A 22,349-nucleotide genomic window follows, 5' to 3' on the forward strand; every position below is an offset into this window, starting at 1 on the left:
CTGGCTCACCTCCTGGGGAGCAGCGAAGAACGGTGCCATTCGTAAAACGCGGGCAGTACGGCACGCAGGACACGGAAGGCCGATATTCCCCCGCGCACCGTGCCGATTCGGACGAGCTCATGCTCCGGAGCGTCCACGATCACCCGGACGGCCGCAACAGGGCGGCCCGTGCCCCGGACTGCGGCCCAGAGGGTCGCCGCGGACTCCATGTCGACCGCGACGGCGCCCGTGGCGCGCAGCTGCGCGCGCTCCTGGCCGCGGACGACGTGGTCGGAGCCGGTCAGCGGGCCGGTGTGCACGGTCCGGCCGGGGGCGGCCCGGGCCAGCGCCTCGGCGAGCAGCGCGGTCCCGGTGCAGGGGACGGTCCCCCGCGGGTCGCGGGTCTCCTCCGCGACGACGAGGTCGCCGGGGCTCATGCCGGGGACGAGCCCGGCGCAGAACCCGGTGGCGAGGACGGCGGCCCCGTCCGTCCCCGGCCGGTCCAGGGCCCGGCGGACGGCGCGTTCGGCCGCGCGCGGGCCCATCCCGGTGCGCAGCAGGGTGTACGCCCCGGCCGGAGCCTCGCCGGTCGCACGTAAGGGGCCTCGGCTCGCGCTGCGCAGCGCCACCTGCTCGATGCGCAGCGCGCACGCGACCAGCAGCGGCCCGGACCGGGCGGGCCGGTCCCCTCCGGCGGCGGGCATCAGGGGCCCCCGGGGGCCGAGCCGGCCGGGGCGGACGGTTCCCCGTACAGGTAGCGGCCGAGTGCCGTCAGCGGGAACACCTGCCGGTACAGGTGGTAGTTGATGGAGAAGTCCCAGGGGAAGCCGGTGCCGGTGAAGTACGGCTCGTCCCAGGAGCCGTCCTCCCGCTGGGTGGCGACCAGGTGGGCGATGCCCCGTTCGACGGCCTTGCCGTCCCGCTCGCCGGCCGCCAGCAGGGCCATGAGCGCCCAGGCGGTCTGTGAGGCGGTGGAGGCGCCCTTGCCGGCCCACGACCGGTCCTTGTAGGAGCGCTGGTCCTCCCCCCAGCCGCCGTCCTCGTTCTGTACGGATTCCAGCCAGCGCACGGCGCGCCGGACGGCGGGGTGCCCGGGGGCGATGCCGGCCGCGGTGAGGGCGGGCACCACCGACCCGGTGCCGTAGACGTAGTTGGTGCCCCAGCGGCCGAACCAGCTGCCGTCCGGCTCCTGTGCGTCGAGCAGCCAGGTGATGCCGCGCCGGGTCCGGGCGTCGCCCGCCCGGCCCTCGAAGGCGAGCATCTCCACCACGTGGGCGGTGACGTCGGCCGACGGCGGGTCGATGACCTCGCCGAAGTCGCAGAAGGGCAGCCGGTTCGGGAAGGGGCTGGTGTTGTCGGCGTCGAAGGCGCCCCACGCGCCGTCCTTCGACTGCATGCCGAGGTTCCAGGACACGCCGCGGGCGATGGCGGCGTCGAGCCGGACCGGGTCCGGGTGTCTGATCCGGCGCAGGGCGAGAACGACCTCGGCGGTGTCGTCGATGTCGGGGTAGGTGTCGTTGTGGAACTCGAACGCCCAGCCGCCGGGGGCGAGGCCCGGCCGGCGCACGGCCCAGTCGCCGGTGCGGGTGATCTCCTCGCCGAGCATCCAGTCGGCGGCCTTGACCAGTGCCGGATGGTCGGGGCGCACGCCGGCGTCGGCCAGTGCGATCGCGGCGAGGCAGGTGTCCCACACCGGGGACTGGCAGGCCTCGATCATCCGGGCGCCGTCCTCGCGCCGCACCGCGAAGCGGTCCAGGGATTCCAGTCCGGCGCGCATCACCGGGTGTCCGAGGTCGTAGCCGAGCAGGTGCAGCGCGATCACCGAGTACACGGCGGGCGGCTGGATCCCGCCCCAGCAGCCGTCGTTCTCCTGGCGTTCGACGATCCAGCGGGCGGCGGTGTCCATGGCCGCCTTGCGCAGGCGGCGCGGCGCGAACCGCCGGTAGACGTGCAGGGCCCGGTCCATGCGCTGGAAGGCGCCGTCCCACGTGGTCAGCGGTGCCATGCGGGTGGCGGGGTACGGGTTCCTCGCGTCGGTGTGGAGCTCGTCGAGGGCGAAGGGGGCCGGGCGGACCGGGCGCAGCGCGGAGACGACGGTGAGCGGGACGATCGTCTGGCGGGCCCAGCAGCCGAAGTCGTAGATGTTCAGGGGGACCCAGGGCGGCAGGAACACCAGCTCGGGCGGGAGTTCGGGCAGGTGGTCCCAGCTCCACCAGCCGAAGAGGGCGAGCCAGATCCGGGTGAAGACGCGGGCGGCGGCGATCCCGCCGTTGGCCCGGATCCAGGCCGAGGCGCGGCTCATGTGCGGGGCGTCGGGCGGGTCCCCGGCGAGGCGCAGCGCGACGTAGGCCTCGATGGTGGCGGAGAGTTCGGGCGGTCCACCGTGGAAGGTGGCCCAGGTGCCGTCCTCGCGCTGCTCGCCGCGGATGAACAGGGCGGCGGCGTAGGTGGTGGCCTCGTCCCGGATGCCCAGGAACTGCCGCAGCAGGAGGTCCTCGGCGTCCATGGTGACGTTGGTTTCCAGGTCGCCCTTCCACCAGCCCGCCGGGTCCTGGCGGTCCAGGAGGTGCAGGGTGGCGCGCGCGGTGGCCTCGTACACCTCGCGCGGACCGCCGGCGGGCGGCCGGGGCAGGTCCGCCGCGGTCGCCGTCCGGCCCGCGGCGGGCTTGCCCGGTGGCCGGTAGGCGGCCGGCGGGCCGGTTCGGCGGCCCGGGTCGGGCGGGGCGGTGATCCGCTCGGTGAGCGCGACCGGCACGCAGGGCGCGGCGCCGGACGGGGGGCCGGCCTGGGCGGCCGGGTTGGGCGGGCCCTGGAGCCCGTACTCGGTCCGCGGGGCGGCCGCCCCGGCGGGGCCGGGCGGCGGACCGCCCGGCGTGGATTCGCTGCCGGCGCCGGCGCTCTCCGCGCTGCCGTCGGTCGTCGCTGTCATGGCTTCCCCTTAGAACAGTGTCCTGTGCTGTGCTGGGGTCTGCCGTCGGCCGGAGCCCGCCACGCTCAGGTGGGGGCTCCGGCCGGCGACTCGCGATTCATATCCGCTGTCGGGTGGCGGTCACCTCTTGCGTACGACGACGAAGTCGGCGAGGTCCACGAGCTGTTCGCGGACCCGCTGCGGCATGTCGACGTCGTCCAGGGCTCGGATGGCGACGGCGTGCTGGCGGCGCGCCTCGTCCGCGGTCCACTGACGGCCGCCCGCCTCCTCGATGAGCGCGGCGCGGGCCGCGAACTCCTCCTCCGAGAAGTTCTCGAAGTCGCTGCTCTTGGCGTCGGCGGCGAGCAGCTCGGCGAGCCGCTCGGAGGCCGGGCCGCCCGCGGCGAGGGCGGCGACGACCGGCAGGGACTTCTTGCGCTGGCGCAGGTCGCTCCAGGTCTGCTTGCCGGTGGACTCCGGGTCGCCCCAGATGCCGAGGAGGTCGTCGACGGCCTGGAAGGCGAGGCCGAGGTGGTAGCCGTACTCCTCCAGCTTGTCGGCCGTACGGTCGTCCGCGCCGCCGAGCACCGCGCCGATGGAGACCGCGCAGGCGAGGAGGGCGCCGGTCTTGTTGCCCTCCATCTCCAGGCACTCCTCGACGCTGACGCGCTCGCGGTGCTCGTAGGAGATGTCCTGTGCCTGGCCGTCGATGAGCTTGCGGCTGGCGGTGGTCAGCCGGCGGGTCGCGCGGCCCGCCTCGACGGTGCCCAGTTCCAGCAGGATCTCGTTGGCCAGGGCGAAGAGGGCGTCGCCGACGAGGATCGCGAGGGCCGGACCGTGCACCTTCCAGACGGTGTCGCGGTGGCGGCGCTGCTCGTCGCCGTCCATCAGGTCGTCGTGGAGCAGCGAGAAGTTGTGCACGAGCTCGACGGCGACGGCGCCGGGGATGCCGACCTCCGGTGCGGCGCCCGCGGCCTCGGCGGAGAGCAGGGCGAGGGCGGGGCGCACGGCCTTGCCGCCGTCGCCGTCCGCCGGAAGGCCGTGGGCGTCGATCCAGCCGAAGTGGTAGGCGGCGACGGTGTCCATCGGCGCGGCGAGCCGGTCAACGGCGTCGCGGAGCGCGGGGGTCGACAGCGTACGGCCGCGTTCCAGGAGGGCGACGGTGTCCGCCTTCTCCACGCCCCTTCCGGCTGCGCCCACACTGGCATCCGTGTTCTCGACAGCCGGATTCCCCGGGTTCACTGGCTCTCCTCTTGTTCCTGTACGTGCTGTGCTGGTGGTGCCGGTCGAGCCGGTGGTGGTGGTCGTCATGCCGCCTCCTGCAGAGGGTGTTCGCGGTGGCGGCCGAGCGCGGCGAGTGCGGCCTGTGCCGCGCTCAGTCCGCTCCGGACGGCGCCCTCCATGGTCGCGGGCCAACCGGTGGCAGTCCACGCACCGGCCAGGTAGAGCCCCGGCGTGTCGGTCCGCGCCCCGGGGCGCAGCCGGCCGACGCCGGGCGTGGGCGCGAAGGTCGCCGTCCGCTCCCGGGTGACGAAGAAGTCCCGCACCTTGGCCCCGCGCGCGGCGGGCAACAGCCGTTCCAGCTCGGGCAGGTACTTGGCGCGCAGCACCGAGACGGGCTCGTCGATGTCGTCCTGGGCGGCGGACTGGGACAGCGCCAGGTACTGGCCGCCGTCGGGGAGTCCGGAGGAGTCGGTGCGGTCGAAGACCCACTGCACCGGGGAGCCGAGTGCGGCGAAGAAGGGCTGCTTGAGCACCTTGCGGTCGTAGACGACGTGGACGTTCAGGATCGGTGCGGTGCCGATGTCGAGGAGCTTGTCGGGGTCGGTGAGGGCGCCGGCGGGCAGCAGCCCGTGCGCCTCGCGCTGCGGTACGGCGAGCACGACGGTGCCCGCTTCGAGGGACTCCTCCTCGGTGTCGACGCGCCAGGCCCCCTCGGGGGTGCGGGTCACGGCGGTGACCCGGGTGCGCAGCTCGGTCCGTACCCCGGCCGCGTCGAGCTGTTTGCGGGCGAGGGTGTCGTGCAGGTCGCCGAGCGGGACGCGGGCCCAGCCGATGTCGGCGGCGCCCTTCTCGGAGAGCAGGCCGGTCTTGAAGACCATGGCGGCCAGGCCCAGCGAGGAGTGCGCGGCGGTGGCGTTGAGGGTGGCGATGCCGACGAGGTCCCACAGGGCCTCGATGGTGCGCGGCGACTGGCCGTAGCGGCCGAGCCAGGTGGCGAAGTCCAGTCCGTCCAGCGCCGGGTCCGCCGGGTCGAGGCGGCGCAGCGCCAGGGCGGCGCGGCCCACGCCCGCGCGCTCGGCGAGGGACATGTGCGGGTAGCGGGTCAGTGCTCCGGCGAGGTGCAGGGGCACGGGCAGGCCGCCGCGGCGCAGCCGTCCCAGGCGCGGCCCGCCGGGGTGGGCGACGTCGAGGACGGGTACGTCGAGCCGGTCCTGGAGCGGGGCGAGGGCGGCGCCGTCGACCCGGTCGAGGAACCACCGGTAGGCCGTGCAGCACCTCAGGTAGACGTGCTGGCCGTTGTCGACGTTGAGGTCGCCGCGCTTGAAGGAGAAGGCGAGCCCGCCGAGCCGGGGGCGGCCTTCGAGCAGGGTGACGCGCAGTCCGGCGTCGGCGAGTTCGAGGGCGGTCGTGACCCCGGCGAGGCCGCCGCCCACGACGACGGCGTGCTGGTCGACGGCGTGCTGGTCGGTGCCCGTCATGCGCCCTCCCCCGTGGTGCGTTCGCCCTCCGGGCCGGCCGGCAGGCCCCGGTCCGCAGGAAGGGACGCGCCCGCCGTCGGCGTGGTTGCCCCGGCCGGCGCGCGGCCGGAACGGCACGCCGTGCCCGTACGCCGGGCGCCGCCGGCGCGCGGCGGGACCGCCTTCGTACGGATCGTCACATCCGCCTCCGGACGGCCTGGCGGGAGACGGTGCGGGCGTCGAGGCCGGACAGGCCGCGCACGGCGACGTACGCCTTCTCGTGCGGCGGCAGCGAGACGCGGCCGCGCAGGACCGCCTCAGGCTCCCGCTCGATGCGGTCGAGGAGGCGCCGGTAGATCCCGGCCATGGCGGCCACGCAGGCCCCGCTGCGCCGGTCGAGCATCGGCAGCAGCCGGTAGCCCTCGGCGAACAGGGAGCGGGCGCGCCGCACCTCGTGGTGGACCAGTCCGGCGAAGTCGGCTCCGGCGGAGAGCCGGCCGGCCCGGAAGCCTTCCGAGCAGCCGAACTTGGCGAGGTCCTCGGCGGGCAGGTAGGTGCGTCCGTTGGCGGCGTCCTCGCGGACGTCGCGGAGGATGTTGGTGAGCTGCAGGGCGAGGCCGAGGGTGTCGGCGTACTCGGAGGCGCGCGCGGCGTCGGGCGCACCCGGGCCCGGTGCGTTCACCGTGCCGAAGACGCCGAGGGAGAGACGTCCGATCGCTCCTGCCACGCAGCGGCAGTAGGTCTTGAGGTCGTCCCAGGTCTCGTAGGTCTCGCCGCGGACGTCCATCAGCACGCCGTCGATGAGCTCGTCGAGGCCGCCGAGCGGGATGGGGAAGCGGCGGGCGGCGTGAGCCAGCGCGACGGCGACCGGGTCGGTGTCGTCCTCGTCGACCTCTCCTGCCCGGATCCGTCCGAGGACGGCGCGGGTCTCCTCCAGGCGGGCGAACTTCGCCTCGGTGGGCAGCGTGCCGTCGCCGATGTCGTCGACCCGCCGGGAGAAGGCGTAGAGCGCGGACATCGCGTGGCGCTTGTCGGTGGGCAGCAGCCGGATTCCGTACGCGAAATTGCGCGCCTGTGAACCGGTGACGGCCTCGCAGTAGCTGTAGGCCGCCGAGACCGGTGCGGACATCGCAGTCTGTGCGGACGCGTGTGTGGGGCCCTCCACGGTCGGGCTCACCTCTTTCTCGGCGCTGTGCGCAGGACGGCGGCAACCTCGCGGAGCAGGCCGCTCTTGGTCGGTTTGGGCGGGCCGGGCAGTACGTCGAAGCCGGCGGCGGTGACGGCCCGCAGGGCTGCGCGCCCCCCTCCCACGAAGCCCGCGAGGAGCAGCCGGAGCCTGCCGTGCACGCTGCCCACGAGCGGGACGCCTTCGTCCAGCAGTGCGGCGGCGCGCTCGGCTTCGAACGCGACCAGGGCGCGTACGGAGGCGCCGGCGGACGGGGCCGCGAGGTCGGCCTCGGACACGTGGAAGCGCCGCATGTCCTCGGCGGGCAGGTAGATGCGGTCGCGGCCCAGGTCCTCGGCCACGTCCTGGACGTGCTCGACGATCTGGAGAGCGGTGCAGACGGCGTCGGAGAGCCGGATGCGTTCGGGTGTGCCGGTGCCGGTGAGGGACAGCACGAGGCGGCCGACCGGGTTGGCGGACAGCTCGCAGTACGCGACGAGGTCCCCGTAGGTCTCGTAGCGCGTGACCCGCTGGTCCTGGCGGTTGGCCTCGATCAGCCCGAGGAAGGGTTCGGGGGTCAGGCCGTGGGCGCGCACCACGGGCTGCAGGGCGAGCAGCAGGGGGTGGCGCGGGGGGCCGTCCGCGGAGCCGAACACGCGCAGCAGGTCGGCCTCGAAGGCGTCGAGCATGGTGAGCGGGTCGTCCACCGCGGCCGGGTCGAGGCCGAGGAGCACGGCGTCGCGTCCGCCGGGGGTGAGGTCGCCGTCGCCGATGTCGTCGACGAGGCGGGCGTAGCCGTAGACGGCCGTCAGTCCGTCGCGCCAGGCGCGGGGCAGGAAGGCGGGGGCGACGGGGAAGTTCTCCGCCGCCGCCTTGTCGAGGGTGGCGCTGACGTGGGCCGTGTCGGACAGGGGTCGGGTGCCGTGCCCCGGGTTCACCGCCCGCCGCCCGGGGCGGGGACGGCCGCCGTCCCTGGGGGCCGGAGAATTCCCGTAGCCATTGCCGTCACATCTCCCGTTCTACACTGCCGACCCATTACATCCTATTTCGGACACGCCGCCGGGGTTTTACCGGGGCCGCCCCAGGGCCGTTCACCTGCGGGGAATCGTCCCCTCTTGCCGCGATTCAGGACCGCATCAGCTTACGCTGTAGAACGTCGCGGAGGCCGCTCGGGTATTCGCTGCGCCACCGAATGTCGTCGCGCAATACGAGAACGCGCATGCGACGTAATGCGAGAGCACGCTTAAGGCCGTGTCTTTTGGCTCAGGGCGGATCGGGCCGGGGCGTCCGGTGCCGTGCACCGCGAGGCCGAGGAGGGAGCCGACGTGGTGTGTCGGCGACCGACGAGAACGTCGCGAGGCGGTGCCGGACGCCCCGGCCCCGGCGTGATCCGAAAGACACGGCCCGAAGGCCCCCGCCGCGCTGCGCGGCGGGGGCCTTCGGTGAAGCGGAGAGGCGCCCCGCAGGGCGCCGCGCGACCCGGAGGTCAGCCGTTGGTGGCCTTCTCGTAGGCCGAGACGACTTCCTCCGTGGGCCCGTCCATCAGGAGCTCGCCCTTCTCCAACCACAGCACCCGGTCGCAGGTGTCCCTGATCGACTTGTTGTTGTGGCTGACCAGGAAGACCGTGCCGGCCTTCTCCCGGAGTTCCTTGATGCGGTTCTCCGAACGCACCTGGAAGGAGCGGTCACCGGTGGCCAGCGCCTCGTCGATCATCAGGACGTCGTGGTCCTTGGCCGCCGCGATGGAGAAGCGCAGTCGCGCCGCCATGCCGGAGGAGTAGGTGCGCATCGGCAGGGAGACGAAATCGCCCTTCTCGTTGATGCCCGAGAAGTCGACGATGCTCTGGTACCGCTGCTTGATCTGCTCGCGGCTCATGCCCATGGCGAGACCGCCGAGGACGATGTTGCGCTCACCGGTGAGGTCGTTCATCAGCGCGGCGTTCACGCCCAGCAGGGAGGGCTGGCCGTCGGTGTAGACCCTGCCCTCCTCGCAGGGCAGCAGGCCGGCGATGGCGCGCAGCAGGGTGGACTTGCCGGAGCCGTTGGAGCCGATGAGGCCGATGGCCTCGCCGCGGTAGGCGGTGAAGGAGACGCCGCGCACGGCGTGGACCCGGCGGACGCCCGGCGCGTCGCCCTTCTTCCGGCGCACTATCTTGCTGAGCGCGGCGGTGGCCGCGCCCCTGCCGCTGCTGCCGGTGTTGACGCGGTAGACGATGTGGACGCCGTCCGCGATCACGGTGGGGACGCGCCCCTGGGTGTTGTCAGCCACGGCCGTAACGCTCCTCAGACTTCCAGAAGTACACGAAGCCGCCGAGACCGATCACCACGGCCCAGCCCACGGCGAAGAGCCACACGTGCGGGGGCAGGTTGCTCGAACCGTAGTCGTCGATCAGCGCGAACCGGATGAGGTCCATGTAGATCGCGACCGGGTTCCACAGCAGCACGTCGCTGATCCACTGCGGGTGGTCCTTGAGGTAGATCCCGATCGGGAACATGACGCCGGAGGCGTACATCCACGTACGCATCACGAACGGCATCAGCTGCGCCAGGTCGGGGGTCTTCGATCCCATCCGCGCGAAGATCATGGCGAGGCCGGTGTTGAAGACGAACTGCAGCGCCAGCGTCGGGATGACCAGCAGCCAGGAGAGCTGCGGGTAGTTCCCGAAGGAGACGGCGATCACGAAGACGACGATCATCGAGTACAACAGCTGCTGGAGCTGCTGCAGCGAGAAGGACACCGGCAGGGAGGCGCGGGGGAAGTGCAGCGCCCGCACCAGCCCGAGGTTGCCCGAGATCGCCCGGACGCCCGCCATCACCGAGCTCTGCGTGAAGGTGAAGACGAAGATGCCCATCACGAGGAACGGGACGTAGACGTCCTTCGGCATCTCCCGGCCCGCGCCGAGGATCAGGCCGAAGATCAGCCAGTAGACGAGCGCGTTCAGCAGCGGGGTCGCCACCTGCCAGACCTGGCCGAGCTTCGCCTGGCTGTACTGCGCGACCAGCTTGGCCCGGGAGAAGGCCATGATGAAGTGGCGCCTGCCCCAGAGCTGCCGCACGTACTCGCCCAGGCCGGGCCGGGCGCCGCTGACCGAGAGGCCGTACTTCCTGGCGAGCTCCGCGGCGCTGAGGCCCGCGTCTGCGGACGGCGGCCTGCTCGTGGCGAGGGCGCCGTCGTGGGTTGTGTCACTCACAAGTTGAAACTTTCGTCTTCAAGATGCGGCCAGGTGGGCATCAGGCTGGTGGCTCGAGACCCGTGATCGCGCCATGTTCCCAGACGCGGGCCGGTCAGATGACAGGAGGTCGGCCCAGGCGGGTCAACCGCCAGACCGTACGCCATCTCATCGGGCGGCGGGGTCCGCAGGCAGTGGTCCATCCCTCACGGAATCCGCCGAACCACGCCTTGAGCGCGGGTCCCGAGGGCTTGCGTACGAGCGTCAGCAGGAGCCAGACGCCCAGGTAGACCGGGACCAGCGGGGCGGGCAGGTTGCGGCGGGCGAGCCACACCCGGTTACGGGCAACCATACGGTGGTAGACCGCGTGCCGGGAGGGGGCAGTCGTCGGGTGGAGCAGCACCATGTCCGCCCGGTAGTCGATCAGCCACCCCGCGTCGAGCGCGCGCCAGGCCAGATCGGTCTCCTCGTGAGCGTAGAAGAACTCTCCCGGCAGGGCTCCGACCTGCTCGAACACCGTCGTGCGGACGGCGTTGGCGCCGCCCAGGAAGGTGGTCACGCGCGAGGACCGCATCGGGTCCGAGGCCCGCAGCCGCGGCACGTGACGGCGCTGCGTCTGCCCGGTGTCCGGATCGGCGATCCGGAAGCTGATGATCCCGAGCGCGGGGTCCTCGGCGAAGGCCTGGCGGCACAGCTCGGCGGTGTCGGTGCGCTCCAGCAGACCGTCGTCGTCGAGGAAGAGCAGCACGTCCACGTCGCGGCCGCCGGGGCCGAAGGCCTCGATGCCGACGTTGCGGCCGCCCGGGATGCCGAGGTTCTCGGGCAGGTCGACGGAGCGGACGCCCGCCGGCAGGTCCGCCACCTCGGCGACCTTCACGCCCTGGCCCACGACGACGACCTCGATCGGGTCGCCGTCCTGGCGGGCCACCGAGTCGAGGAGCGCCTTGAGCTCCTCGGGCCGGTTGCCCATGGTGATGATCACGGCGCCCAGCCGCATCGGCGCGGTCACTTGAGCCTGCTGGACGCGAGGATCGACACCAGGTGCAGCACGGTCTGCAGCATCGCGATGCCCGCGAGGACCGCGACGCCGACCCGGGACCAGTACAGGTCGCCGCGCATCTGGTCGAGGACGGCCAGCACCAGGATGAGGAGCGAGGCCTCGATGCCGAGGATCAGGCGGTGGAACTTGAGCGCGGCGGCGGCGCGGCGCGCGAGGGCCATGCCCTTGGCTCGCGGCTCGGCCGCGGCGTCCTTGACCACGGGCTTGCCGGCCTGGTGACGGGCGACGCCGACCAGGTCGGTCTCCGCCTTGATCAGGATGGCGCCGAGCCCCGCGAGGGTGCCCAGGAAGGCCCACAGCCAGTCGGCACCGCCGGTGCCCCACAGGTCGGCGGCGCGCAGGCCGAAGCCGACCAGGACCGCCGCGTCGCACAGGTAGGCGCCGACCCGGTCCAGGTAGACCCCGGAGAGCGAGTACTGCTTCTTCCAGCGGGCGACCTCGCCGTCGACGCAGTCGAGCAGCAGGTACATCTGGACCGCGATCACGCCGAGGACGGCGCCCCAGATGCCCGGCACCAGCAGGGCCGGGAGGGCGAGGACGCCCGCGAGGGTCATCAGGTAGGTCAGCTGGTTGGGCGTGACCTTGGTGGTGACCAGGAAGCGGGTGATGCGCAGGGAGATCTCGCGCATGTAGAGGCGCCCGCCCCAGTGCTCGCCGCTGACCCGGTCCTTCACGCCCGCGGGGTGAACGACGGGCCTCAGTTCAGCTACGGATGGTCTTGGCATAGTCGGCGTAAGCGTCCCTGATCTCGGCGGCGGACAGGTTGAGGTGCTCCAGGATGGTGAAGCGTCCCGGGCGGGTCTGGGGGGCGTACTCGACGGCCGCGACGAACTCGTCGATGCTGAAGCCGATCTCCTCGGGCGCCACCGGCAGGCCGTGCCTGCGCAGCACCTCGACGAAGTGGCCGGCGGTGTCCGCGGCTCCGCGCAGGTGCATCGCGAAGGCCGCCCCGATGCCGACCTGCTCGCCGTGGAGCGCGGAGCGGCCCGGGTAGAGCAGATCGAAGGCGTGGCTGATCTCGTGGCAGGCGCCGGACGACGGGCGGGAGTCCCCGCTGATCGACATGGCGATGCCGGAGAGCACGAGCGCCTCGGAGAGCACGGTGAGGAACTCGTCGTCGCCGCAGCCGCCGGGGTGGCGCAGCACGGACTCGCCCGCGGTACGGGCCATGGCGGCGGCCAGGCCGTCCACGGGCTCGCCGGTGGTCTTGTGCGAGAGCTCCCAGTCGGCGATGGCCGAGATGTTGGAGATCGCGTCACCGATGCCGGCGCGGATGAACCGCACCGGGGCTTCCTTGATCACGTCGAGGTCGATCACCATGGCGATCGGGGTGGGGACGCCGTAGGAGCCGCGGCCGTTGTCGTTGTCCAGGATGGACACCGGCGAGCAGATGCCGTCGTGCGAGAGGTTGGTGGCGACGGCCACCATGGGCAGCCCGACCCGCGCCGCGGCGTACTTGGCCACGTCGATGATCTTGCCGCCGCCCAGGCCCACGACGGCGTCGTAGCGGCGGCCCTTTATGTCGTCGGCCAGCTTGACCGCGGAGTCGATGGTGCCGTCGACGACGGCGTACCAGTCGGCGTGCGGGAGCACGGGCTCCAGCTTGGCGCGCAGCGCCACGCCGGAGCCCCCGCTGATCGCGATGGCCAGCTTGCCGGAGGCGGAGATCCGCTGGTCGGCCAGGAGGCCGGCCAGGTCGTCCATCGCCCCGCGACTGATGTCGACGACGACGGGCGAGGGGATCAGCCTCGTCAGTACTGGCATGCGATCGTCCGGCCCTTGGCGAGGTCGTCGTGGTTGTCGATCTCGACCCACTTGACGTCGCCGATGGGGGCCACGTCGACGGTGAAGCCGTCGTTGACGAGCTGCTGGTAGCCGTCCTCGTAGTACAGGTCCGGGTCGCGCTCGAAGGTGGTCTTCAGCGCCTCGGCGAGGGCCTCGGCGGCCTCGGCCTCGATCAGCGTGACACCGATGTACTCGCCGGTGGCCTCGGCCGGGTCCATCAGCTTGGTGATCTTCTGGACGCCGGTGTCGCCGACGACGACCTTCATCTCCTCGTCGGCCAGGACCTTGACGGTGTCCAGGGCGAGGATGATCTTCTGGCCGTTGCCGCGGGCGGCGAGGAGGGTCTCCTCGACGGAGACCGGGTGGACGGTGTCGCCGTTGGCGAGGATCACACCGCGCCCCAGCACCTCACGCGCGCACCACAGGGAGTAGGCGTTGTTCCACTCCTCGGCCTTGTCGTTGTCGATCAGCGTGATCTTCAGGCCGTACTTGGCCTCCAGCGCGGCCTGGCGCGCGTAGACGGCCTCCTTGCGGTAGCCGACGACGATCGCGACCTCGGTGAGACCGACCGCGGCGAAGTTGCCGAGGGTCAGGTCGAGGACCGTCAGGCTCTCCTCGTCGCCTTCGGGGCCGACGGGCACGAGGGCCTTGGGCAGGGTGTCGGTGTAGGGACGCAGGCGGCGTCCCGCACCGGCAGCGAGGACAAGGCCGATCATGCTGGTTCTCCTTCGTCATGTACGGCGGGTGCCCCGGAGGAGACCCAGAAGCGGATGCTCTCCACGAGCACCACGAGTGCCACGAACACGGCCAGGGCCGTGAGCGCGACGGGGAAGTCCGATGCGCGGTCCACGAGGACGGCGGCGAGGACCGTGGTCAGCAGGACCCGGCCCTCGTGGCCGCCGATCGTCCGCACCAGCCAGTGCGGGGGCGCGCCGGTGCCGCCGCGAATGCGGTACACCGTGTCGTAGTGATGGTAGGCGACCGCCGCGATCAGGCCGAATGCCGCCGGGAGGGCCCCGGGGACGTCCGCCTTGGCGGCGAGCGCGAGGACCGTCACGTATTCGGCCGCGCGGAACAGCGGCGGGATCAGCCAGTCGAGCGCGCCCCCCAGCGGGGCGGCGACGGCGAGGCCGGCGGTCATGACGTAGATCACGGCGACGGCGATCAGCCGCGGGTCGCCGAAGGGGAGGTACAGGGCGGCGCCCGCCATCAGCACGGTGCCGAGGGCGGCGACGTACACGGAGCCGAAGGATCCGGCACGGCCGCGCAGCATGCGGGCCTCCAGTTCGGCCAGGGGTCCCGAGTCGGCGAGGTCGGCGAGCGCCTGGGCGGCGCGGTCGGTGCGCCGCGCCTTGCGGGTCAGCGAGCGCAGCACCCTGCCGGCTGTGGTGTAGAGCGCGCCGAAGGCGCAGCCGACGATCAGGGCGTAGAAGACGATCCGGGGGGTGGTGAAGGCGGTCAGGACCGCGATCATCGCCCAGCGCTCGCCGATCGGCAGGATGATCATCCGCCGGACCCAGACCGTCCAGCCGACGCTGTCGAGCCGGTCCGAGAGGGCGGCCGTCGGGCTGGTGTTGGCGGTGGCGTCGTGGTTGGCCTCGTTGAAGGAGAAGTCCACGACGTGCCGGCAGGTCATCAGGATCATCGCGCCGAGTGCGAGGCCCCAGACGTCGTCGCCGCCCCGGGCCGCGCCCAGCGCGAGGCCCGCGTAGAAGGAGTACTCCTTCGCCCGGTCGAAGGTGGCGTCGAGCCAGGCCCCCATGGTCGAGTACTGCAGGGAATAACGGGCGAGCTGCCCGTCGGTGCAGTCCAGCACGAAGGAGACGATGAGCAGCACACCGGCCGCGACGTAGCCCCAGCGCTCGCCCGTGGCGGCGCAGCCGGCCGCGATCAGGGCGGTGATCAGCGAGGCGGTGGTGACCTGGTTCGGGGTCAGGCCGCGGCGCGCGCACCAGCGGGCGATGTAGCGCGAGTACGGGCTGATGCAGAAGGTGGTGAAGAAGCCGTCGCGGGACTTCACGGCGGAGCGCAGCCGTACGGCCTCCTCGTCCACGGCGGCGACTGCGGCGGATGCCGCGGCGCGCTCGTCCGCGTCGGCGGGGACGGCGGCGACCAGACTGCCGAGCTCGGGCCGCTGGACGGCGGTCCCGGTGGCCTCGACGGCGGCGGCGAGCCGGTCGGTGTAGGGGCCGGATCCGGCGGCGCCCTCGGCGGCGACGGCCTTGTCGAGGGCCTCGCGGGCACCCGCCTGCACGGAAAGCGCGCCGGTGACGGCGCAGGCGTCGAAGCGCGGGTCGGTCAGCGCGAGCCGCAGCGCGTGGACGTGCCCGACGAAGGCGGTGTCCACGACGGCCACCCGCTGATCGGCGGGTACGCCCGCCAGTGCGGCGGCGGCGTCCTGGGGACCGGCGGCCGGGCGGACCTCGAAGCCGAGGGAGCGGAGCTCGTCCGCGAGCGGCGATCCGGGGACCGGCAGGCCGGTGAGGATGACGGTCGGCAGACGAACTCACTCCTTGTAACGGATTGCGAACGGGCGCGCCCGTGGGGCGGCGGCACGTCGGCTGAGGCTATCGGATGAATGGAAGCAGGGGTTCATCACCCGTTCACGCCCCGACAAGCCGGATATCCGGGCTCCGGGCGGGGTCGCGATCATCATCGGTGATCACGGCGCGGTACCACAAACGGCGTGGATGTTACGGTGGACACGCCCCTGAAGGTGTCGAGTGGAAAGAGGTGGGTTGATGACCGTCGCAGTGGTCGCGGCCGAGCGCTGCGAACTCCGGTGCATCCCCACTTCCCCCCGGGCGACCGGCCGGGCCTGATCCACCGTCCCCCGGCGTGCGCCGCGGGGACCCCCAGATCGGCCGGAGCCCCTTTTCCAAGGGTTCACGTTGACCGACGACACCGATTTCACCGGCACCATCGACGACGCCACCGAGGCGTTCTTCTCCCTTCACCACGGACTGCCCCGGCAGGCTCCCGGCTCCGACGCGAGCACCCGCCGTCTGCTGTCCCTGTGCGGACCCCTGCCCGAGCGGCCCCGCGTCCTCGACCTGGGCTGCGGTCCGGGCCGCAGCGCACTGCTCCTCGCGGCCGAGGCGGGCGGCTCCGGCCACGGCGGCGCCGAGGTGACCGCCGTCGACCTGCACGCCCCCTTCCTCGACGAGCTCCGCGCGGCCGCCACGGCCCGCGGGCTCGCCGACCGGATCCGCACCGTCGAGGCGGACATGGCCGCGCTGCCCGCCGAGGAGGCCGGGGACGGCTCCTTCGACCTCGTCTGGGCGGAGGGCTCCGCATACATCCTGGGATTCGACACCGCGCTCGCGCGGTGGAAGCGGCTGCTCGCCCCGGGCGGCACGCTCGTACTGACCGAGTGCGAGTGGACGGCCGCGGAGCCGTCCGCCGGCGCACGCGCCTTCTGGGACGCCCACTACCCGCTGCGCTCCACCGCCGGCAACCTCGCGGCCGCCCAGGCCGCCGGCTACCGGGTCCTCGGCGTGCACCCGCTGCCCGGTTCCGACTGGGACGAGTACTACGGTCCGCTCGCCGAGCGGGTCCGCGCCCGTACCGGCGGGGCCTCCCCCGCGATGGCGCGGGCCCTGGCCGCCACCCGCGAGGAGCTCGACGTACGGGCCCGTCACGGGCACGAGTACGGGTACACGGGCTACGTCCTGCGCCCGGTGGAGGCCGGTGACGGCGGCGCCTGGCCGGCCCGGCCGGAGACCGCCGCCGACACGGCCGCCGTACGGGCGGTCAACCTGGCGGCCTTCGAGACCCCGCTGGAGGCGGATCTCGTGGACGCCCTGCGCACGGACGGCTCCTGGCTGCCGGGGCTGTCGTACGTGGCCGAGGCCCCCGACGGGTCGGTCGCGGCGCACGCCCTGCTCACCCGGTGCGAGGTCGGCGGCGCCCCGGCGCTCGCGCTGGCCCCGGTGGCCGTCGATCCGGCGCACCAGCGCTCGGGGGCGGGCAGTGCGGTCGTACGGGCCCTGCTGGCGGCGGCCCGGGAGCGGGGCGAATCGCTGGTGCTGGTCCTGGGGCACCCGTCCTACTACCCGCGCTTCGGTTTCACGGCGGCGTCGCGGTTCGGGATCCGGGCGCCCTTCGAGGTTGCGGACGAGGCCGTGATGGCGCTGGTGCTGGACGGTTCCGTCCCGGTCCCGGCGGGCACGATCGCGTATCCGGCCCCGTTCGGAGTCTGACGCGCGTGAGCGGTACGTGACGTGATCCGCCCCCCGTCGCCCAGGGCCTAGCACGCGACGGGGGGCGGACATGCGCGGATCTCCGAAGTGGGGACAAGCCTCTTTTGTACGGCAGACTGAAGGCCGAAGTCCGAAGCGAAGGATGGGTATGCCGACCACACCAGCCACCGCCGCGAACAGCGCGTCCAACGGCACCGGTACTCAAGAACCGATCATGCTCGAACTGGTCGACGAGTCCGGGAACACCATCGGCACGGCGGAGAAGCTCTCCGCCCATCAGGCGCCCGGGCAGCTGCACCGGGCGTTCTCCGTGTTCCTGTTCGACGAGCAGGGCCGTCTGCTGCTCCAGCGGCGGGCCCTCGGGAAGTACCACTCGCCGGGCGTCTGGTCGAACACCTGTTGCGGCCACCCGTACCCCGGGGAGTCCCCGTTCGCGGCGGCGGCCCGGCGGACCCACGAGGAGCTGGGGCTGTCGCCGTCGCTGCTCGCGCAGGCGGGAACGGTGCGCTACAACCACCCGGACCCCGCGTCGGGGCTCGTGGAGCAGGAGTTCAATCACCTGTTCGTGGGACTTGCGCAGGCTGCCGTGCGGCCCGATCCGGAAGAGGTCGAGGACACCGCCTTCGTCACCGCCGAGGAGCTGGCGAAGCGGCATGCCGAAGTGCCGTTCTCGGCCTGGTTCATGACCGTGCTCGACGCGGCGCGGCCCGCGATCCGCGAGCTGACCGGCGACGCGGCGGGCTGGTAGCCCGTAGGCCGTCCCCGTCTCCCCCGCCGCTCGCCACCCCGCCGTCCGCCGCTCAGCGGACGGTCGGCGGGGTGGCGAGCGGGAGGGCCGCCCAGATGACCTTGCCGCCGGTCGAGGTGTGCTCGACGTCGCAGACCCCGCCGGACTCCAGGGTGATCTCCCGGACGAGCAGCAGGCCGCGGCCGCCGGTCTGGCCGAAGTCGGCCTCCAGGGCCTTGGGGCGGTAGGGGTGGTTGTCCTCGACGGCCACGCGGACCCACTCGCGGCCGATCGCGACTTCGACCGCGACCTCCGGCGAGAGCAGGGCGGCGTGCCGGACCGAGTTCGTCACGAGTTCGGAGACGATCAGGAGCAGGGAGTACACGAGGTCCTGATGGGCCGGCACCCCCTGGCGCCCGAGCAGGTCCCGGACGGCCCGGCGGGCCTGCGGAACGGATTCTTCTACTGCGGGAGCGGTGAACCTCCACACGCCCTCGTAGGCGAGGGGGCCGGCCGGGGCCACCGGCGCCCCCTCCTCGGCTTGTGGGCCGCTCCCGCTGGCGTCCATCTTCCGGCCCCCGTCTTCACGCTCGATCGTCTCCACGCGACAAGAGTGGGGAAGGGGTGGGTCCGGGCCGGACTGCTGACCAGAAGTCAGCGCCAATCGGACACTTTCTGACCGCTGGCTTATGACAGCGTCAGTTGTTGGTCTGTTCCTGATCTTCTTCCGGACGCTTCTCGGCCGCCTCGCCCGTCCCCCGCGCGACGCCGGTCTCCGTCCCCGCCGCCGTCCCCGCCTCGTCTTCCCTGACCAAGCCCAGGATGCGCCGCGCCCCCATGCCCATGGCGATGAGGCTCAGGCCGTCGAACAGCAGGGCGAGCGAGAAGAAGGTTCCGATCACGTACAGACTGTTGCCCGGCCAGTTGGAGAGGATCAGGAAGCCCAGCAGCACGCCGAAGGCGCCCTGGACGAGCGCGAGACCGAAGTTGGCTCCGCGCACCACCAGTGCGCCGACCAGCCGGAACAGTCCCCCGGTGAGGAAGAGCAGGGCCGCGAACATGGTCAGCGCCTCGGCGCTCGCCTCGGGGCGGCGCAGGATCACGAAGCCCGCCGCGATGTTGATCGCGGCGACGATGACGGCCAGCCAGAAGTAACTGCTCCCGCGCGACTGCACCGCCTGCACCAGACCGACCACGCCGCCGATGAGCAGCAGCCAGCCGAAGAGGAACATCGAGGTGAGCGTGGCCAGGCCCGTGTAGACGAGACCGACCAGGCCTGCCAGCACGAGGAGGACCCCGAGCACGGCCATCAGTCCGAAGCCGCGGTTGACCTTCGTCTTCTCACGCTGCGGTTCCCGGTTCGCGCCGCGGTGCGCTGCGCACGGTCTGCGCCCATGGACGTGCCACCTCCTCGCACCCCCGACGCCCCCCGGCGGACTCCCTTGATCATAGGATTCACCGCCCGGGATAGCATCCGGCGCATGGACGCAGCCCAGGACGCAACCCTCCTGCACACGGTCTCCGACGGGGTCGCCACCGTCGTCGTCTCGCACCCCGCCAAGCGCAACGCCATGACCGCCGCGATGTGGCGGGCGCTCCCCGGGCTGCTGGACGGCCTGGCGGGCGACCCGGCCGTACGGGTGCTCGTCCTGACCGGGGCCGGGCCGACCTTCTGCGCGGGCGCCGACATCTCCTCCCTCACCGGGGACGACGACCCGCGGGCCCTGGCCGTCGCGGCGGAGGAGGCCCTTGCCGCCTTCCCGAAGCCGACGCTGGCGGCGATCCGCGGGTTCTGCGTGGGCGGCGGCAGCCAGCTGGCGGCCGCCTGCGACCTGCGCTTCGCCGAGGAGGGGGCGTCCTTCGGGGTGACCCCGGCGAAGCTGGGCATCGTCTACCCGGCGTCCTCCACGCGCCGGCTCACCTCCCTGGTGGGGCCGGCCTGGGCCAAGTACCTCCTCTTCTCCGCGGAGCTGATCGGGGCCGAGCAGGCGCTGCGCGCCGGCTTCCTGAACGAGCTGCTGCCGGCCGGTGAGCTGGACAAGCGGGTGGCCGAGTTCACGAGGGTCCTGGCCGTCCGCTCGCAGCTGACGCAGGCGGCGGCCAAGGAGTTCGCGGACGGCCGCACCGACCGCGACGGCCACTGGGAGTCGCAGGCCGCCGGGAGCGACGACACCGCCGAGGGGGTCGCCGCGTTCCTGGAGCGCCGGGCTCCGCGCTTCACGTGGACGCCGTGACGACGGGGCGGGCCACGGCCTAGGGGGTGTCGTCCCCCCGCAGCCGCGCGACGAGGGCGGCCGGGGCCTTCTCGGGCGAGCCTGCGTCGTAGGGCGGCTGGGGGTCGTACTCGGTCATCAGCTGCACGGCCCGGGCGAAGTCGTCTCCCGCGATGCGGCCGAGCAGGGTGAGTCCCATGTCGATCCCGGAGGAGACCCCGGCGGCGGTCACGTACTTCCCGTCGAACACCACGCGCTCGCCGGTGGGCTCGGCACCGAGCTTCGGCAGCCGGTCCAGGTACAGCCAGTGGCTGGTGGCCCGACGTCCCTCCAGGAGCCCGGCGGAGGCCAGCAGCAGGGATCCGGTGCACACCGAGGTGGTCCAGGTGGTGGTGGCGTCGACGGTGCGCAGCCAGTCCATGACCACCGGATTGGCCATCTCCACTTCGGGGTGCGGCCCGCCGGGCACGAGGACGATGTCGGGGCGGGTGACCTCGTCGAGCCCCTTGTCCGCGACGAGTGCGAGCGCCCCGTTGTCGGTGCGCACGGGCCCGGGCCGCTCGGAGACGAAGACGACCTCGGCGTCGGTCAGCCGGCCGAGGGTGTCGAACGGGCCGACGGCGTCGAGGGCTGTGAAGCGGTCGTAGAGCAGTACGGCGATCTGCATGGCTCCTCCGGAGCGGTCGAACGGCTGCGGCCCGGTCCCTGCACCCCCCGCACCGGCCCGTGAAAACGTACCGTGTTCACGCGACCGCACCGGGTGACCACAGGCTCGCCGCCAGCCGGGGCCGGTCCTGCGCGCCGATAGGATCGGCCTCATCATGACTGCAACCCTCGTCGCCAAGAAGCTCACCGCCGCGCACGGTGAGCGCACCCTGTTCGCCGATCTCGACCTCGTCGTCGCGCCCGGTGACGTCATCGGTCTCGTCGGCGTGAACGGCGCCGGGAAGTCGACCCTGCTGCGCCTGCTCGCCGGGCTGGACACCCCCGAGACCGGGGAGCTGCGGCTCTCGCCGCCCACCGCCGCGGTCGGCCACCTCCCGCAGGAGCCGGAGCGCCGGCCCGAGGAGTCGGTCCGGGAGTTCCTGGCCCGGCGTACGGGTGTGGCCACCGCCCAGGCGGAACTCGACGCGGCGACGCAGGGCCTGGTGGACGGCACGCCCGGCGCCGACGACGCGTACGCGACGGCGCTCGACCGGTGGCTGGACCTCGGCGGCGCCGATCTGGACGAACGCGCCCAGGAGGTGGCCGACGAGCTGGGTCTCGCGGTCGGCCTGGACCTTCCGATGACGGCGCTCTCCGGCGGCCAGGCGGCCCGTGCGGGCCTGGCCTCGCTCCTGCTCTCGCGCTACGACGTCTTCCTGCTCGACGAGCCGACCAACGACCTGGACCTGGACGGTCTGGAACGGCTGGAGCGGTTCGTCAAGGGGCTGCGCGCCGGCACCGTCGTGATCAGCCACGACCGCGAGTTCCTGACGCGGACCGTCACCAAGGTGCTCGAACTCGACCTGGCGCAGCAGCAGATCAACCTCTACGGCGGCGGCTACGACTCCTACCTGGAGGAGCGCGAGCGGGCCCGCGGCCACGCCCGCGAGGAGTACGAGGAGTACGCGGACAAGAAGTCCGCCCTTGAGGGCCGGGCCCAGATGCAGCGCAACTGGATGGACAAGGGCGTGCGCAACGCCCGCCGCAAGACCACCGACAACGACAAGATCGGCAAAGCGCTGCGCGGCGAGTCCAGCGAGAAGCAGGCCGCCAAGGCCCGCCAGACGCAGCGTGCGATCGAGCGGCTGGAGGTCGTCGAGGAGCCCCGCAAGGAGTGGGAACTGCGCATGGAGATCGCGGCCGCCCCGCGCTCGGGCTCCGTGGTGGCCACCCTGCGCGAGGCGGTCGTCAAGCGCGGGGACTTCGCCTTCGGTCCGGCCAGCCTGCAGATCGACTGGGCGGACCGGGTGGCGATCACCGGTGCCAACGGCGCCGGCAAGTCCACCCTCCTCGCCGTGCTCCTGGGCCGGCTGGCCCCGGACTCCGGCTCCGCCACCCTCGGCTCCGGCGTCCTGGTCGGCGAGGTCGACCAGGCGCGCGGCCTGTTCCTCGGCGACGAGCCCCTGCTGGAGGCGTTCTGCGCGGCGGTGCCCGACACCGAGCCCGCCGAAGTGCGCACGCTGCTGGCCAAGTTCGGCCTGAAGGCGGCCCACGTCCTGCGCCCGGCGGCGACCCTCTCCCCCGGCGAGCGCACCCGCGCCGCCCTCGCCCTGCTGCAGGGCCGCGGGGTGAACCTGCTGGTCCTGGACGAGCCGACCAACCACCTCGACCTGCCGGCGATCGAGCAGCTGGAGTCCGCCCTGGAGTCCTACGAGGGCACCCTCCTGCTGGTCACGCACGACCGCAGGATGCTCGACGCGGTCCACGTGACCCGCCGCCTGCAGGTCTCGGCGGGCAGGGTCACCGAGCTGTAG

The 22,349-nt window shown here is 72.8% G+C and carries 20 protein-coding genes; 4 read left to right on the plus strand and 16 right to left on the minus strand.

What is annotated here, in order from left to right; translation table 11 throughout:
• Nucleotides 1-5: 5 nt before the first annotated feature.
• From IG86_RS0124830 to IG86_RS0124890, 13 genes are all read right to left on the minus strand, one after another.
• Complete coding sequence (locus IG86_RS0124830; RefSeq protein ID WP_030825811.1) at nucleotides 6-683, minus strand: phosphorylase family protein; 678 nt, start codon at nucleotides 681-683, stop codon at nucleotides 6-8.
• Complete coding sequence (gene shc / locus IG86_RS0124835) at nucleotides 683-2,710, minus strand: squalene--hopene cyclase (RefSeq protein WP_030825808.1); 2,028 nt, start codon at nucleotides 2,708-2,710, stop codon at nucleotides 683-685. Before shc ends, IG86_RS0124830 begins: the two co-directional genes overlap by 1 nt.
• A gap of 318 nt (nucleotides 2,711-3,028) precedes the next feature.
• Nucleotides 3,029-4,129: a polyprenyl synthetase family protein gene (locus IG86_RS0124840; RefSeq protein ID WP_385873373.1), complete on the minus strand. Its 1,101-nt coding sequence runs from the start codon at nucleotides 4,127-4,129 to the stop codon at nucleotides 3,029-3,031.
• 65 nt (nucleotides 4,130-4,194) lie between these two features.
• A complete protein-coding gene (gene hpnE / locus IG86_RS0124845) occupies nucleotides 4,195-5,589 on the minus strand; it encodes a hydroxysqualene dehydroxylase HpnE (RefSeq protein ID WP_030899756.1) in 1,395 nt (464 codons plus the stop codon).
• Between the two features lie 175 nt (nucleotides 5,590-5,764).
• Nucleotides 5,765-6,745 (minus strand): presqualene diphosphate synthase HpnD, encoded by a 981-nt coding sequence (gene hpnD, locus IG86_RS0124850; protein WP_030899759.1) that lies wholly within the window; start codon nucleotides 6,743-6,745, stop codon nucleotides 5,765-5,767.
• Nucleotides 6,742-7,671: a squalene synthase HpnC gene (gene hpnC / locus IG86_RS0124855; protein ID WP_051785393.1), complete on the minus strand. Its 930-nt coding sequence runs from the start codon at nucleotides 7,669-7,671 to the stop codon at nucleotides 6,742-6,744. The genes hpnD and hpnC overlap by 4 nt, the downstream gene beginning before the upstream one ends.
• 548 nt (nucleotides 7,672-8,219) lie before the next feature.
• Complete coding sequence (locus IG86_RS0124860; protein ID WP_030649375.1) at nucleotides 8,220-9,002, minus strand: ABC transporter ATP-binding protein; 783 nt, start codon at nucleotides 9,000-9,002, stop codon at nucleotides 8,220-8,222.
• On the minus strand, nucleotides 8,995-9,924 hold the full coding sequence (locus IG86_RS0124865; protein ID WP_030825792.1) for an ABC transporter permease: 930 nt from the start codon (nucleotides 9,922-9,924) through the stop codon (nucleotides 8,995-8,997). Before IG86_RS0124865 ends, IG86_RS0124860 begins: the two co-directional genes overlap by 8 nt.
• Nucleotides 9,925-10,018: 94 nt before the next feature.
• Nucleotides 10,019-10,900 (minus strand): glycosyltransferase family 2 protein, encoded by an 882-nt coding sequence (locus IG86_RS0124870; protein WP_385873384.1) that lies wholly within the window; start codon nucleotides 10,898-10,900, stop codon nucleotides 10,019-10,021.
• Nucleotides 10,901-10,908: 8 nt separating this feature from the next.
• Entirely contained in the window at nucleotides 10,909-11,688 is a 780-nt protein-coding gene (locus IG86_RS0124875; protein ID WP_078658597.1) for a CDP-alcohol phosphatidyltransferase family protein, read from the minus strand.
• The gene (locus tag IG86_RS0124880; protein ID WP_030825786.1) at nucleotides 11,666-12,727 is read right to left on the minus strand and encodes an iron-containing alcohol dehydrogenase family protein; all 1,062 of its coding nucleotides are present in this window, start codon (nucleotides 12,725-12,727) and stop codon (nucleotides 11,666-11,668) included. The genes IG86_RS0124875 and IG86_RS0124880 overlap by 23 nt, the downstream gene beginning before the upstream one ends.
• Nucleotides 12,715-13,464 carry a phosphocholine cytidylyltransferase family protein gene (locus tag IG86_RS0124885; protein WP_030825784.1) on the minus strand — a complete coding sequence of 250 codons (750 nt, stop codon included), beginning with the start codon at nucleotides 13,462-13,464 and terminating at the stop codon, nucleotides 12,715-12,717. The genes IG86_RS0124880 and IG86_RS0124885 overlap by 13 nt, the downstream gene beginning before the upstream one ends.
• The gene (locus IG86_RS0124890; RefSeq protein WP_030899768.1) at nucleotides 13,461-15,248 is read right to left on the minus strand and encodes a DUF5941 domain-containing protein; all 1,788 of its coding nucleotides are present in this window, start codon (nucleotides 15,246-15,248) and stop codon (nucleotides 13,461-13,463) included. The genes IG86_RS0124885 and IG86_RS0124890 overlap by 4 nt, the downstream gene beginning before the upstream one ends.
• 391 nt (nucleotides 15,249-15,639) lie before the next feature.
• Between IG86_RS0124890 and IG86_RS0124895 the strand changes: the two genes are divergently transcribed.
• Both IG86_RS0124895 and idi read left to right on the plus strand, forming a co-directional pair.
• Nucleotides 15,640-16,950, plus strand: coding sequence for a bifunctional class I SAM-dependent methyltransferase/N-acetyltransferase (locus IG86_RS0124895; RefSeq protein ID WP_030899770.1), 1,311 nt, complete (start codon nucleotides 15,640-15,642; stop codon nucleotides 16,948-16,950).
• A gap of 148 nt (nucleotides 16,951-17,098) precedes the next feature.
• Nucleotides 17,099-17,698, plus strand: a complete 600-nt coding sequence (gene idi / locus IG86_RS0124900) for an isopentenyl-diphosphate Delta-isomerase (protein ID WP_030899773.1) — start codon at nucleotides 17,099-17,101, stop codon at nucleotides 17,696-17,698.
• Nucleotides 17,699-17,750: 52 nt separating this feature from the next.
• On the opposite strand, the gene IG86_RS0124905 is transcribed toward idi, so the two are convergent.
• Complete coding sequence (locus IG86_RS0124905; protein WP_030825778.1) at nucleotides 17,751-18,281, minus strand: ATP-binding protein; 531 nt, start codon at nucleotides 18,279-18,281, stop codon at nucleotides 17,751-17,753.
• Between the two features lie 94 nt (nucleotides 18,282-18,375).
• On the minus strand, nucleotides 18,376-18,987 hold the full coding sequence (locus IG86_RS0124910) for an HdeD family acid-resistance protein (protein WP_037848704.1): 612 nt from the start codon (nucleotides 18,985-18,987) through the stop codon (nucleotides 18,376-18,378).
• 171 nt (nucleotides 18,988-19,158) lie between these two features.
• On the opposite strand from IG86_RS0124910, the gene IG86_RS0124915 reads away from it, so the two are divergent.
• Nucleotides 19,159-19,911: an enoyl-CoA hydratase/isomerase family protein gene (locus IG86_RS0124915; protein WP_030899781.1), complete on the plus strand. Its 753-nt coding sequence runs from the start codon at nucleotides 19,159-19,161 to the stop codon at nucleotides 19,909-19,911.
• Between the two features lie 19 nt (nucleotides 19,912-19,930).
• Here the strand turns inward: IG86_RS0124915 and IG86_RS0124920 are convergent, their stop codons facing one another.
• Nucleotides 19,931-20,557, minus strand: a complete 627-nt coding sequence (locus IG86_RS0124920) for a DJ-1/PfpI family protein (RefSeq protein WP_030899784.1) — start codon at nucleotides 20,555-20,557, stop codon at nucleotides 19,931-19,933.
• A gap of 154 nt (nucleotides 20,558-20,711) precedes the next feature.
• Here IG86_RS0124920 and abc-f point away from each other — a divergent pair, with 154 nt between their 5' ends.
• Nucleotides 20,712-22,349 carry a ribosomal protection-like ABC-F family protein gene (abc-f, locus tag IG86_RS0124925; protein WP_030825770.1) on the plus strand — a complete coding sequence of 546 codons (1,638 nt, stop codon included), beginning with the start codon at nucleotides 20,712-20,714 and terminating at the stop codon, nucleotides 22,347-22,349.

Origin of the sequence: Streptomyces virginiae, assembly GCF_000720455.1 — a bacterium.
GTDB lineage: Bacteria > Actinomycetota > Actinomycetes > Streptomycetales > Streptomycetaceae > Streptomyces > Streptomyces virginiae.